The 12,897-nt window shown below is 70.1% G+C and carries 11 protein-coding genes; 4 read left to right on the top strand and 7 right to left on the bottom strand.

Annotation, left to right across the window (positions count from 1 at the left end):
• The first annotated feature begins 81 nt into the window (after nt 1-81).
• Entirely contained in the window at nt 82-462 is a 381-nt protein-coding gene (locus ACIQM4_RS04410; RefSeq protein WP_401585756.1) for a winged helix-turn-helix transcriptional regulator, read from the top strand.
• Nucleotides 463-623: 161 nt separating this feature from the next.
• On the opposite strand, the gene ACIQM4_RS04405 is transcribed toward ACIQM4_RS04410, so the two are convergent.
• Nucleotides 624-1,628: a 4,5-dihydroxyphthalate decarboxylase gene (locus ACIQM4_RS04405; protein WP_401585753.1), complete on the bottom strand. Its 1,005-nt coding sequence runs from the start codon at nt 1,626-1,628 to the stop codon at nt 624-626.
• 107 nt (nt 1,629-1,735) lie between these two features.
• On the opposite strand from ACIQM4_RS04405, the gene ACIQM4_RS04400 reads away from it, so the two are divergent.
• Nucleotides 1,736-2,611 (top strand): LysR family transcriptional regulator, encoded by an 876-nt coding sequence (locus tag ACIQM4_RS04400; protein ID WP_401585750.1) that lies wholly within the window; start codon nt 1,736-1,738, stop codon nt 2,609-2,611.
• Between the two features lie 60 nt (nt 2,612-2,671).
• Here the strand turns inward: ACIQM4_RS04400 and ACIQM4_RS04395 are convergent, their stop codons facing one another.
• Nucleotides 2,672-3,298 (bottom strand): TetR/AcrR family transcriptional regulator, encoded by a 627-nt coding sequence (locus ACIQM4_RS04395; RefSeq protein ID WP_401585747.1) that lies wholly within the window; start codon nt 3,296-3,298, stop codon nt 2,672-2,674.
• A 93-nt stretch (nt 3,299-3,391) separates the two neighbouring features.
• Here ACIQM4_RS04395 and ACIQM4_RS04390 point away from each other — a divergent pair, with 93 nt between their 5' ends.
• On the top strand, nt 3,392-4,264 hold the full coding sequence (locus tag ACIQM4_RS04390) for an SDR family NAD(P)-dependent oxidoreductase (RefSeq protein WP_401585745.1): 873 nt from the start codon (nt 3,392-3,394) through the stop codon (nt 4,262-4,264).
• 66 nt (nt 4,265-4,330) lie between these two features.
• On the opposite strand, the gene ACIQM4_RS04385 is transcribed toward ACIQM4_RS04390, so the two are convergent.
• Together ACIQM4_RS04385 and ACIQM4_RS04380 are read right to left on the bottom strand one after the other, a co-directional pair.
• Entirely contained in the window at nt 4,331-5,308 is a 978-nt protein-coding gene (locus ACIQM4_RS04385) for a teichoic acid biosynthesis protein C (RefSeq protein ID WP_401585742.1), read from the bottom strand.
• Nucleotides 5,309-5,492: 184 nt separating this feature from the next.
• Entirely contained in the window at nt 5,493-6,332 is an 840-nt protein-coding gene (locus ACIQM4_RS04380) for a glycosyltransferase family 2 protein (RefSeq protein WP_401586138.1), read from the bottom strand.
• 419 nt (nt 6,333-6,751) lie between these two features.
• Here ACIQM4_RS04380 and ACIQM4_RS04375 point away from each other — a divergent pair, with 419 nt between their 5' ends.
• The gene (locus ACIQM4_RS04375; protein ID WP_401585740.1) at nt 6,752-9,172 is read left to right on the top strand and encodes a ricin-type beta-trefoil lectin domain protein; all 2,421 of its coding nucleotides are present in this window, start codon (nt 6,752-6,754) and stop codon (nt 9,170-9,172) included.
• Nucleotides 9,173-9,230: 58 nt separating this feature from the next.
• Here the strand turns inward: ACIQM4_RS04375 and ACIQM4_RS04370 are convergent, their stop codons facing one another.
• From ACIQM4_RS04370 to ACIQM4_RS04360, 3 genes are all read right to left on the bottom strand, one after another.
• Entirely contained in the window at nt 9,231-10,871 is a 1,641-nt protein-coding gene (locus tag ACIQM4_RS04370) for a pyruvate, phosphate dikinase (protein WP_401585737.1), read from the bottom strand.
• Between the two features lie 118 nt (nt 10,872-10,989).
• A complete protein-coding gene (locus ACIQM4_RS04365; protein ID WP_401585734.1) occupies nt 10,990-11,622 on the bottom strand; it encodes a transcriptional regulator in 633 nt (210 codons plus the stop codon).
• Entirely contained in the window at nt 11,619-12,800 is a 1,182-nt protein-coding gene (locus tag ACIQM4_RS04360) for a helix-turn-helix domain-containing protein (RefSeq protein ID WP_401585732.1), read from the bottom strand. Before ACIQM4_RS04360 ends, ACIQM4_RS04365 begins: the two co-directional genes overlap by 4 nt.
• Nucleotides 12,801-12,897 lie beyond the last annotated feature (97 nt).

Here is a 12,897-nt window from a genome sequence, read left to right as displayed (position 1 = left end):
TCCCGTCGAGTCGACGCTCCAGAAGATATCCAGCAGGTCGGTTACCAGCTGGATACCAAAACCCGGGACGGGAGACCCTCGATGACGCAACGGCCGCCGCTGCCACCCGACATGTTCGACGAGCTGTGCCCGTCCTCGCTGCTGCCTTTTCGCTTCGGTGACAAGTGGGCCTCCCTGGTTCTCCACTGCCTGGACGACGGACCGCGCAGATACTCCGAACTCCGCGTACCCCTGAGCCGCGTCACCCCGAAGGCACTCACCCAGTCGCTCCGGGGCCTGGAGCGGAGCGGGTTCGTGTCACGCACCGTGCACGCCGACCCGAAACTGCGGGTCGAGTACGCGCTGACACCCCTGGGCCGCAGCACGCTGGAGCCGCTGGCCGCCACGTGCCAATGGGCAACCGACCACTGGGACGAGTTGCTCGACGCCCACGAGAGCACCCACTCCGCCAGCGCGAGCTGACGGCCGGGCAGGCGTGGCCGGTCTGACGTCGCCTGCTGTGTTCACGTGCCCAGCAGGTCGTTCGGGTGTCGAGCAGGTCGTTCAGGCGACGAGCAGGACGTTCAGGCGACGAGCAGGACGTTCAGGCGACGAGCAGGACGTTGAGGCGTTGAACAGGTCGTTCAAGTGTCGAGCAGGTCGGGGGAGATGATCTCCTCGACCGTCCAGCGGCGCGCCGACAGCCCCTGCTCGTGGTGGTAGCGCAGGAAAGTGTCGAGCGTGGTGAGGTTCGCGGACACGCCGTAGGGCCACCAGTCGTCGCCGAACAGCCTGTCGTTCTCCTCCATGAGTGCGTTGGCCCAGGGCAGCATGACCGGCGCCTGATAGAGGCGACGGGACTTGCGGTAGCGCTCCGCGCCCGCCTCCTTGGCGTTGTCGAAGGCGGTGTAGACGGCTCGCCCGAGGCCGGGGTTGGCGTCCAGCAGCTCCTTTCTGGCCACGACCAGGTGGCTCATCGGGAAGTTCCCGGTACGGCGGTAGTAGTCCCGTTCGACCGGTACGTAGTCCGGGAACAGCCGGGAGACGTTCGGGGAGCCGTCCAGGAACGGCTGCGGGACGTTCGAGGTGAACAGCGCGTCGATCTCGCCACGGTCGAGCATGTCGGAGAGGGTGCGTCCCGGGGGTGCGAAGGAGACCTCGACGTTGTCCGGGTGCGGGTGCGTGGTGAACTCGAACCCGGCCGGTAGCGGTGTTTCGAGTCCGCCGACCACCCACCGGCTGCGTTCGGGCCGGAACCCGTGTTCGTCGGCGAGGATGCCCTTGATCCAGACGCCGGGGTCCTGGCCGTAGACACCGAACTCGCCGATCGTCTTGCCGGCGAGGTCCGCGGGGCCGGTGATACCGCTGCCGGTGTTGACGAACACGGCCGAATGCCGGAACAGCCGCACCGGGAAGGCCGGGATTCCCACCAGCGGGAGCCCCTGGTCGAGCGCCCGCAGGAAGAACGTCAGCCCCAACTCCGACACGTCCACGTCCTTGCCGCTCAGGATCCGCTCGAAGATCTCCGTCAGGACCGGCGCGGTCGACATCGTCGTGCTGCCCACCCCGTCGACCGTCACCGACCCGTCGAACAGCGCCTTCGTGTGGTCGTAGGGGAAGCTTCCGATACGCAGGTGCACCTTGCTCATGTGCCGCTCCATCCGTCGCTGGTTGCACTTCCGATCGTCGCGCCGGGCACGGGCGGGCCGCCAACACCCATACGGTTGCGCCGATACCGGATCGGTATGGTGGGGCGGTGGACCTGCGCGTCTTGACATACTTCGTCGCCGTCGCCGAGGAACGGCACATCGGGCGGGCAGCCGACCGGCTGGGGATGACGCAGCCTCCGCTGAGCAGGGCGATGCACCGGCTCGAAACAGACCTCGGTGCCACCCTGCTCGACCGCACCGCCGGCGGGGTCGAACTGACCGAGGTCGGCCGGATCCTCCACGAGGAGGCCCTGGTGCTGCTGGAGCACGCCGACCGGCTTGAGGCGCGCGTACGCTCGGCCGCCGGGCGCACCACCCTGACCGTCGGGTCGCTGGCCGACACCGCCGAACTCGTGGGCGGCCGGATCGCCGCCGCGTTCAGGCAACGCCACCCCAATGTGTCCGTGCGCGTGCACGAGGCGGACCTCGGCGACCCCAGCGCCGGGCTGCGGGCCGGGCTGGTGGATGTCGCGCTGACCCGGCTGCCGTTCGAGGACTCCGGGCTGCGCAGCCAGGTTCTGCACACCGAACCGGTGGGACTGGTCGTCCGCGAGGACGATCCGCTCGTCGGACAGGCGCCGGTACGACTGGCCGACCTGCCCGGTCGGCGATGGGTGCGACTGCCCCCGGGCACCGACCGCGTGTGGAGCGCGTACTGGACGGGGCCCGCGACTACGGGCGCCTACGAGGCCCCGGTACGCACGATTCAGGAGGCCCTGCAGGCGGTCCTGTGGAACGGCATGTCGGCGCTCGCCCCGCTGGACCAGCTGATGCCCGCCGGACTCGTCACCGTCCCTGTCGCCGACCGCCCGCCGAGCAGGCTGGTCCTGGCCTGGCCTGGAGGCGGTCCGCCCCCGTTGGTCCGCTCGTTCGTACGCATCGCGGCCGCGACCTACCACCACCAGGACAAGCGAGCCGAGTGAGGGAGCCGCCTGCACCGACGTGGTCGACGGTCACGATGACGTGCCGGTTCGCGAAGACGGCTACGGGCGGGCTCCGCGAAGGAATTGCCTCACCGCGGTACTGATGAGTCCGTCGAGCCGCCCCGCGTCGATCATTGCGTTGTTCACCATGGCGGTGATGCCCTGCACGGTGGCGTAGAGGATGATTCCGACCTCTTCGGGGTCACTCCCATCCAACGCGCCCAGGGCCTGGCCCTCTTCGATCAGGTCGGTCATCTGCTGGAACGCGCCGGCAGCGGCCTGGGTGACCAGGGGCGATCCCGGGTGGTGCTTGCTGGAGTTCATCAGCTCGCACAGGGCGGCGTTCTCGGTGGCGAAGCGGGCGTAGGCCGTCACGGCGTCCCGGACGCGGGCGGGGAAATCACGCCTTCCGTCATCCTCGGCGCGTACGCCGTCATCCTCGCTCAGCGCGGCGCGCAGATCGGCACCCAGGCGTACGAACCCGGCTTCCGCCAGGGCGTCGAGCAAGGCCCGGCGATCCGCGAAGTGCCGTCGTGGGGCGGCGTGGCTGACACCGATCTCCCTGGCCAGGTCGCGGAGCGAGAGCTGGTCGGCCCCGTGGGCCCGAAGTCCTCGCTCGGCCGCCGCGAGGAGCTCGGTACGGAGATTTCCGTGATGGTAGGGCCGCGGATCGGCGGAGGCGGGCATACGGGCAAGCATACCTACGCCATGTTGTCATTGACTACAGTGTAGCCACTGACTACATTCGAAGCCTGGGCCCAGCGACCGAAAGGACCGACCATGCCTGTTTCGCACAAGAATGACCTCGTCGTCGTTTCCGGGGCCTCGACGGGCATCGGCGCCGCGACGGCACACGAGCTCGCCGCGAGGGGGTACCACGTCCTCGCCGGTGTCCGTACGGACCGTGAGGCCGACGCCGCCCGGGCGGCAGGCGTGGAACCGGTCATCTTGGACATCACCGTCCCCGAGCACATCAAGGGCCTCGCGGAGCGGATCTCCGACGACCCCGGGCGGCGCCGGCTGCGCGCCCTGATCAACAACGCCGGCATCGAGATCAACGCACCCGTCGAGGTACTACCGCTCGACCTGTGGCGCCAGCAGTTCGAAGTCAACCTCTTCGGGCACATCGCCGTCATCCAGGAGCTCCTGCCGCACCTGCGCAGGAGTCGGGGCACAATCGTCAACATCAGCTCGGTGGGCGGGGTTGCCGCACTCCCGATCTTCGGCGCCTACGCGGGGACGAAGTTCGCCCTGGAAGCCGCGAGCGACTCCCTGCGCCGAGAGGTCAAGGCGCAGGGCGTCCAGGTGGTGGTGGTCCAGCCCGGCGGCGTCAGGACCGACATGGCCGCCCACAGCGGAGACATCTCCCTCGAACTCGCCGACCGGATGAGCCCCGAGCACCAGCGCCTCTACGGCGACCTGATCAAGTCGACCGTCGCCTCGAACGCCGCCTTCCTCAAGCGCGCCCTGCCCGCGGAGAAGGCCGCGGCCAGGATCGCCCACGTGGCGACGACCGCCAGACCGCGGACGCGATACACGCTCGGGACGGACGCCGCGTTCACCGTCCCCCTCGCGCGCCTCCTTCCGGACCGCCTGATGGACCGGGTCCTGTCGGCGAGCCACCGCTCGCGACAGGGTCCTTCCACCCACTGACTCCCCCGCGCGCAGCGACGTTACGGCGAGTCCTGACCTACCTGGCCTGTCTCCGGGCGGGCCGGCTCAGACCAGCGCCTTCTTGTAGAAGATGCTGGAACGCCGGTCGCCCTCGACGCCGGTGGCGAATCCGATGAAGAGACGGGCCTCTCCCGCGTCGGTGCGGTAGATGGCGAGACCTTCCGGCTCGCGGAAGTGGAGGGTCGAGCCCGCCTTGCTGAGAACGGGGCCCTGCTTCACGGCGCCCGTGTTGATGTCGACGCTGGTGACGTAGGTGTTGCCGTCACCGACGGGGGTGCCGTTACCGGGGTAGGCGTTGCCCGTCAGGTGGTACATGTACGAACCGTAGAGGGCGTAGCCCTGCGCCGTACCCGCGATCGCCGGCTGCGCGAAGTCGGCCAGTGGCGTGCCGAAGCTGCGCGTCTCGAAAGCGGTGAGGGGGTACACGGCGATGCGCTTGCCTGCGCTGGTGTGGTAGCGCACGATCATGCGCCGGTACACGGGGTCGACGGAGCAGGTGTACTCGGTGGCTCCGGAGATCGGCCGGTAGGCGGCGGAGGCAGCCGGTGAACCAAGTGTGGTGTTGGCGGTGTAGCGGATGGGGGCGAGGGCGGCGCCGTACCCGTTGGAGTTCGCGGCGCACTCGATCCACAGCTCGGTTCCTGACCCGCTCGGCAGCGCGGCGAATGCGACGCCGTGACCGAAGCCGTTGAGGTGCATGTACGAGAGGTAGTTCCCGTCGAAGTCCATCTTGTTGATGCACAGATCACCGGCGGACTCGGGGCTTCCGTCCCGCTTGGTCGCGATGAACAGGAACTTGTTCACCCAGTCGAAGGCGAAGCTCTGCTGAACGCGGGGGCCGTGCGTGTTGGCCGACCGGAACAGGTCGTACGAGGGCTGGGTGAGGTCGAACCGCTTCGTCGCGGCCACGGCGGCGGAGGCGGTCCGGGCACCGGCCCCGAGGCCGAGCACGGCGAGCGACGCGCCGGCACCGGCGCGTATGAGGCCACGGCGGGAGAGCGGGAAGCCAGGGACGCTGTTCATGGGGGGCTCCTGGGACATGGGCGGAGGGCAGGGCACGTGATGATATCCGTCGTGGGCAGGGGGTCACGTGCCGGTGCGGAGGGACCTGTGGCTGCGCAACACCGTTGGCCGCGGCGCGAAATGGAGTCGCCCGGGGTGCCCGACGGGCGTGTCCGAGGTGCGGTCCGCAACTGGCCCCGCGTTGTCAGATGACCGGCGGGCGTCCCAGTCGGCACATCCGCCACACCGTGGCCCAGCGCATCGGGCTGCGCACCCCGCACGGCCGGCGTACGCCCTCCACGAACCCGCCCGCCCAGGCGCGCAGTCCGGCCGCTGAGGGGGTGCGGACGAGCGTCAGCAGCACCCACGCTCCCAGGTACACCGTCACCAGAGGGGCGGGCAGCCGGCGCCTGGCCAGCCAGACACGGTTACGGGCCGTCATCCGGTAGTAGACCTCGTGCCGGGCCGGGGACGTCTTCGGGTGCTGGAGCAGCAAGCCCGGTTCGTAGCGGATCTGCCAGTCGGCGTCCAGGGCCCGCCAGGCGAGGTCGGTCTCCTCGTGGGTGAAGAAGAACTCCTCGGGCCACCCGCCGATCTGCTCCAGCATCCGCATCGACAGGGCGTGTCCGCCGCCCAGGAAGGCCGTCACCGGCCCGCCGCGCATCGGGTCCTGCGACCGGAGCCGCGGAATGTGCCTTCGCTGGGTCTCGCCGTGCTCGTCGGCGATCCTGAAGGACGCGATGCCCAGCCCCGGTTCGGCGGTGTACAGGTCGGCGATGCGGCCGAGGACGGACGTGTCGACGAGGAGGCCGTCGTCGTCCAGGTCGACGAGGACGTCGACGTCGCCGAACGCGCGCAACTGCCGCCAGGCCACGTTCCGGCCGCCGGAGACCCCGAGGTTCTCCGGGAGCTCCACCCCGGTCACCCCTTCGGGCAGTGCGGGCAGCGGCGTCCCGTTGCCGACCACCACGATCCGGACGGCTCTCTCGTCCTGGGCGGCCACCGAGGCGAGCAGGGCCCGCAGTTCAACGGGACGGCTGCCCATGGTCAGTACCGCCACACCCACTCGCGCCCGCACCGTCACGGCGCCCCTCCACCACGTCAAGCCACACCTGCCGGAAAGCCGTGATGGTAGCCCGTCGCCGAGGCGGCCGTTCGCCGGGACGGGCTGCCGTGCCCGTCATTGTCCGGGCCCTTCCGGCCACCGGTGTACCGGCCTGCCGCAGCGGACTTCGGCGATTGCCCGGCCAACTTTGTGCGCTCCGGTGACGAAGCATGGACGCCGTCAGGCGAAGTCCCTACTGTGTCCGGCACGACAGCAGTGCGGCGGTAGGTGCCTCGTGCGTCACCTTCCGTATCTGCGCACCTCTCCGTATCCGGGGCGACGGCGCGTCCCGGCGGCGGTGGATTCTCCACTTCACCCCATTTGCGATCCCCGGCCACCGGGGACCGACAGGAGGTCACGTGTATCCACGGCTGTTCTCGCACCGGCTCGGCAGACGCCTTGCCGCGCTCACCGTCTCGTTACTGGCACTCGGTCTCGCCAGCCCCGTGACCGCGGGTGCGTACTCCCCCGCCGTCGCGGACGCCCCCAGGGCCGCGCCTCTCCCGCCGCAGGAACCGGGCGTCACGCTGCGAGTCTTCGACGTACAGATGTCGCTCAAGGAGATCTGCACCCTCAAACCCGGCCAGACCCCGAACATCGACAAGAAGATGTCCGTCATCGACTGGTCGACCGACGCCGACTTCGGGCTGGCGTCCCAGTTCGTCACCCAGGTCTCCGGCAACCTCAGCGTCGCCACGGCGGGCAGTCACACCTTCCGGCTGGCCAGCGACGACGGTTCCCGGCTGTACATCGACGACAAGCTGGTCATCGACCACGACGGGTTGCACGGCTCCGAAGGACCGAAGGACGCCACGGTCTCGCTGACGGCCGGTTACCACGCCCTGCGCATCGAGCACTTCGAGGCGGCCGGCGGCCAGCAGATCACGCTTTCCTGGCAGCCGCCGGGCGCCTCCGGGTTCAGCGTCGTACCGAACTCGGTCCTGAGCACCGACGCCGGCGTCGTACGTGTCACCTCGCCGGGTCGCAAGGAGTGCGAAGGCGTCTTCGACACTCCCGGCGACGGGCTGCCCCTGACCGGGGTGCACCCCAACTACACCTTGACGAACCTGCGCCCCGCCGGTTTCGAACCGCAGGTCTCCGCGATGGACTGGCTGCCCGACGGCCGTCTCGCCGTGACCACCTGGGGCGGTACGGACAACAGCACGGGTGAGGTCTACCTGCTGAACAACGTCACCGGCGCCACCGGGCCCGACAAGGTGACGTACAAGAAGATCGCCGGCGGCCTGAAGGAGCCGATGGGCGTCAAGTACGTGGACGGCAAGCTCTACGTCTCGCAGAAGCACGAGCTGACAGAGCTGAACGACACCAACGGCGACGAGGTCATCGACCAGTACAAGCGGATCGCCACCTGGCCGTTCGGCAGCAACTTCCACGAGTTCGCCTTCGGCCTGCTGCACAAGGACGGGTTCTTCTACCTGAACCTGTCGGTGTCGATCAACTACGGCGGCGCCACCACGGACCCGCAGCCGGCGGCGAGCCGCGGCACGACCATCAAGGTGAACAAGGCGACCGGAGCTGTCAGTTACGTCGCCGGAGGCCTGCGCACCCCCAACGGCATCGGGTGGGGACCGGACGGCGACATGTTCGTCACCGACAACCAGGGCGGCTGGCTGCCCTCCTCGAAGCTGGTACACATCAAGCAGGACCGCTTCTTCAACCACTACACCAACCCGGACGGGCCCTTCGACTCCCGGCCGGTGACCAAACCCGTGCTGTGGCTCCCGCAGAACGAGATAGCCAACTCCCCCAGTACGCCGCTGCAGTTGCAGGACGGACCGTTCGCCGGCCAGATGCTCTTCGGAGACGTGACGTACGGCGGCATCCAGCGCGCCTTCCTGGAGAAGGTCGGTGGCGAGTACCAGGGGGCGGTCTTCCGTCTCACGCAGGGGCTGGAGGCCGGCGTCACCCGGATCAGTGTCGGCCCGGACGGCGCCCTCTACGCCGGGGGACTGGGCGCGGGCGGCAACTGGGGCCAGGAGGGCAAGCTCAGTTACGGCCTTCAGAAGCTGACGCCGAACGGCACCGACGCCTTCGACATCCGCGCCATGCGTGCCGTACAAGGCGGTTTCGAGCTTGAGTACACCCAACCGCTGTCGACGGAGACCGCGGCCGGCCTGGCCGCACGGTACAAGGTCAAGCAGTGGCGCTACGTGCCGACCGCGGCGTACGGCGGCCCCAAGGTCGACGAGGAGACCCTCACGGCGCAGTCTGCCAGCCTCTCCGCCGACCGCAAGAAGGTCACCCTGTCGATCGCCGGGCTCAAGGCGGACCGGGTGGTCCACGTCCGCTCCGGCCGCCCCTTCGGTTCCGCCGACGGCCAGCAGCTGTGGAGCACCGAGGCGTGGTACACGCTGAACCAGCTGCCCGGCGTGAGCGCGCGGACGGGTGAGGTGAAGGGCGTCAACGGCAAGTGCCTGGACGTCGACAACGGTGGTACCGCCGACGGTACGAAGATCCAGCTCTGGACCTGCAACGCATCCGGTGCCCAGAAGTGGACGCTGCCGGGGGACGGCACCGTGCGCGCGCTGGACAAGTGCCTGGACATCGACAACTCCGGTACCGCCGACGGCACGAAGATCCAGCTGTGGAACTGCAACGGCACCGCGGCCCAGACCTGGCAGCCGCAGGCCGACGGCACGGTCCGCAACCCGAAGTCGGGCAAGTGCCTCGACGCGTCCGGCGGCAACTGGAGCGACGGCACGGCGGTCCACCTGTGGACCTGCCACACCGGCGCCAACCAGAAGTGGGCCCTGCCGTAGGGGGTGCCGGGTAGCGGGCGGCCGGCGGCGGGCGGCTTACTCGTCGCCGGCCGGTCCGTCAGGGGCCGGCCGGTCCGCGGAGACCGAGCAGGACTGTCCGTGCCGCGGCCAGGCGTTGGCCTTCGTCGCCGGCCGCGACGCCGCCCGCGATCTCGTCGGCCCATTCGAGCAACCGCTGCAACTGCGGGTCGGAGGCCGACGGGACGACGGGAGGAGCACCGACGGCGACCACTCCTTCGGCGCCGTCGAGGGTGACGAGAGTGCCTTCGAGCAGCGTGCGCTCCCCCACCCGCACCCCCGTGCCCTCGTTGACGACCAGCTGCGTGGCTCCCACCACGGCGGGTTTCCCCATCGCCCGTGCCACGACGGCCGCATGGCTCGTCGGCCCGCCACGGGCGGTGACCACGCCGGCGGCGGCAGCCAGTCCGTGCATGTCGAGCGGAGACGTCTCGGGGCGCGTCAGGACGACCGGCCCGTACGCGGCCAGCCGTACCGCGCTGTCGGCCGTGGTCGCCAGCCCGCCGACCGCGACACCGGGGCTGGCTCCCGTCCCGCGCGTCAGGATGTCCACCGTGTCGTTCACCGCGATCCGGGGCGCACGCACGCGTGGCAGGTGTGCGGGAAGAAGGCGCAGGACCGCCTCGTCGCGGCCGATCGCGCCCGCATCGGCGAGATCGACCGCGACCCCGACCGCGGCACGTCCGGCGAACCGGCCCTCGCGCACCTGGAGCACCCAAAACTCTCCGCTCTCGTAGGTGAATTCCACGTAGCACGCGTCGCGGTAGTGCTGCTCCAACCGGGCCAGAGCAGCCAGCAGCCCTGCCCACACGGCCGGTTCGCGGTCGGCCAGTTCGCGCAACGGCTCGGCCAGGGACCTGCCCGAAACAAGGTCCTCGCCCTGGGAAGCGAACATGACCTCGCCAAAGGGCACTTGCGCGCCCGTGTTCGGATCGCGGCTGAACGCCACGCCGGTGCCGCTGCGGCGGTCCCGGTTCCCGTACACCATCGCCTGGACGGTCACGGCGGTTCCCAGGTCGCCGGGGATGCCGTGCAGCTCCCGGTAGGTCTTCGCGCGCGGTGTGTTCCACGACGAGAACACGGCTGCGATCGCGAGTTCCAACTGCTGGGCCGTGTCCTCGGGTACGGCGCTGCCGGTGCGTTCCCGGACGAGCTGCTCGACCTCGCGGATCGCCTCGGCGAGGTGGTTCGGGTCCGGGTACGGCTCTGCGAGCGCGCGGTCGACGGTCGCGAGGTGCTGCCTGCCGATGCCGATGACGTCCGAGGCGAACCCGGCGAGGAAGCGCAGCCGGGAGTCGAGCGCGAAGCGCCGGTCGCCGGACTCGCGGGCCAGCGCGTGGGTGGCCCCGTTGGTGAGTCCGAGATTGAGGACGGTACTCATCATGCCGGGCATCGACGCGCTCGCGCCGGAGCGGACGGACACCGCCAGCGGCCGCTCGGTCCCGCCGAGCGTGCGGCACGTGGTTGCCTCAAGTACGGCTACGGCAGCGGCCAGTTCGGAGCGGAGCCCGTCCGGGAAGCGACCGTCCCGCAGGAAGGCGCGGCAGGCCGGCGTACCGATGACGAAGCCCGGCGGTACGGGCAGTCCCAGACGCCGGAGTGTGACGAGGCCGTGCCCCTTGCTGCCCAGGACTTCCGCCGATTCCTCGGTCTCCGCCGACAGCGGATGAATCCACGTCATGCCTTTGCCACCCGTTCGTCCCCTCTTGTCTTGTTACCTGGTTCCGTCTTTCGACAGGTGTCGAGAGACGGCGGCGGGCCGGCTCGTCGCTTGTCTTGCGTCCGGAGCTGCGGCGGGTTCAGTGGCGCGGGATGCCGAGTGTGGCGAGCAGGTCCTCGTGGAGCTGGAACCACACGCTGTGGTACGAGAAGACGCTGTCCGCCACGTACTCCAACTCCCCTGCCTCGGCGCGTGCGAGGGCTTGGGCCAGCCGTTCCCGGTAGCGCCGGAACCGGAGCAACAGTGCGGACAGTTCCGCACAGACGGGCTCGGCACGCTCGTGGAGGTCGGCGATCCGGCTCAGGACCCGTGCGTCGTAGGCGGGGTCGGAGTGGTCGTTCATCGTCATGACGCCGTCGACCGCGCGCAGTTGCCATGCCGAGCAGAGGTCGAGCAGTTCGGGGTTGAGTACGAGGAACCTGTCGAGCGCCGCGCTCACGCCGGGCCTGGCGTCCGCTGCTTCGAGTTCGCCGGAGATCCGCTGCGCGTCGGCGGCCCGGCCGGCCTCGGTGAGGCCCCAACCGCCGAAGGCGCCGGCGGAGTAGGTGACCAGACCCTCCACCGCGAGGTCGATCAGCTGGGACTCCACGTCGGACTCCGGGAGACCGGTCGTCGCTGCGGCTGTCGTGAGGGTCGAGTAGCCGGCGCAGCGAAGGGAGTGGAGCACCAGGAGATCGGTGCCGGTCGGGTGGGGCGGGGCATTCCGGCTCATGGTGCGGTCACCCCGTCGGGTGCGGTGCGGGAGGTGGGGGAGGTCTGACGGCCGGCGCCGGCAGCGGCGTGCGCGGCGCCCCGGCCGGTTGCTCGCGCGACGAGCATGCCTTGCCGTACCCGTACCGCGTGTTCGGTGGAGTCGTCCGCCTGCGGCACGCCGAGGGCGGATGCCAGCAGGCCGCGGTCGTCCAGGACGAGCCGGAACGACGGCCACGCCTCCGGTTCGAACACGCGCCGCAGACAGCGGGCGAAGTCCTCGATCCGCAGCCTTACGAGGCGCCCGGTCTCCGCCGGGCCGGCCGTCGCGACCGCGACGGTGACGCGGTCGCTTGGACGCGCGGCACGGACCGCCTCCTCGGCGGCCTCCAACCGGTGGCTGCCGAGCAGCACGAGCACGCCGTCCTCCTCGCATCCGACCGGGTCACCCGTGATCAGGTCCCGCAGCCCCCGCGGCGGTGCCCAGGGGTCCCGGCAGTCCTGTGCGGCGGCGATGTACGGGAGGTGCGGCGGGTTCCAGGTGTCGTCGAGAGGGAGCCCACCCAGATGCGCGCACGCCTGCACGACGTCGAAGGGGTCACCGATGGCGAGTGCCGGGTCCGCGGACGCGCCGGGCCCGTCCAGCAGTCTCAGGACCAGCTCCGCCCGCCGTACCTGCCGGGTACCGGTTCGCGCCTGCGCGTGCGGCCCGGTGGTGGTGCTCGACTCCATCGCCAGCGCCAGCAACAAGGCCTGCAGACGGGTCACCTGTCCGAAGGAGGCGCGGAGCGACTCCTCGTCGAGTACCTCGATGAGGGAACGGAGCTGCGCCCGGCCGAGCGCGGGTGTCTCGTGCGACAGGGGCAGCCCGTCCAGCCAGCTGCGGGCGAACGCGCCGAGCGACTCGGCCAAGGAGGACGAGGAGGAGGCGGATGTGGAGGGGTGGGGGGAACGGAGCGGGGCCGTCCGCGCGGACCGCTCGGGGTCGCCCTTTTCGACCGCGTCGACCAGTACCGCCAGGTAGAGGGCGCGTTTGCCGGCGAAGTTAGAGTAGACCGCGCCGCGGGTCAGTTCGGCCCGTTCGGCGATCCCGTCGATCTTCGCGGCGGCGTATCCGCGTGCGATGAACTCCGCGCGCGCCGCGGCCAGTACGGCCGCGCGTGTCTGCTCCTGTTGCTGCGCCCTGGACAGCCGAGCCATCCGTCACCCCTCTCGCTGTCTCCCCGAGAGCGTAGGATACTCCGACCATCGGGATGTTCCCAACATCCGAGTTTCGGGACGTCGGGCCGGGGGGCGC

Source organism: Streptomyces sp. NPDC091272 (genome assembly GCF_044757485.1).
In the GTDB taxonomy this organism is placed as follows: domain Bacteria; phylum Actinomycetota; class Actinomycetes; order Streptomycetales; family Streptomycetaceae; genus Streptomyces.
Note: the sequence above shows the minus strand (reverse complement) of the source record. Positions and strands in the feature narration are given on the sequence as shown.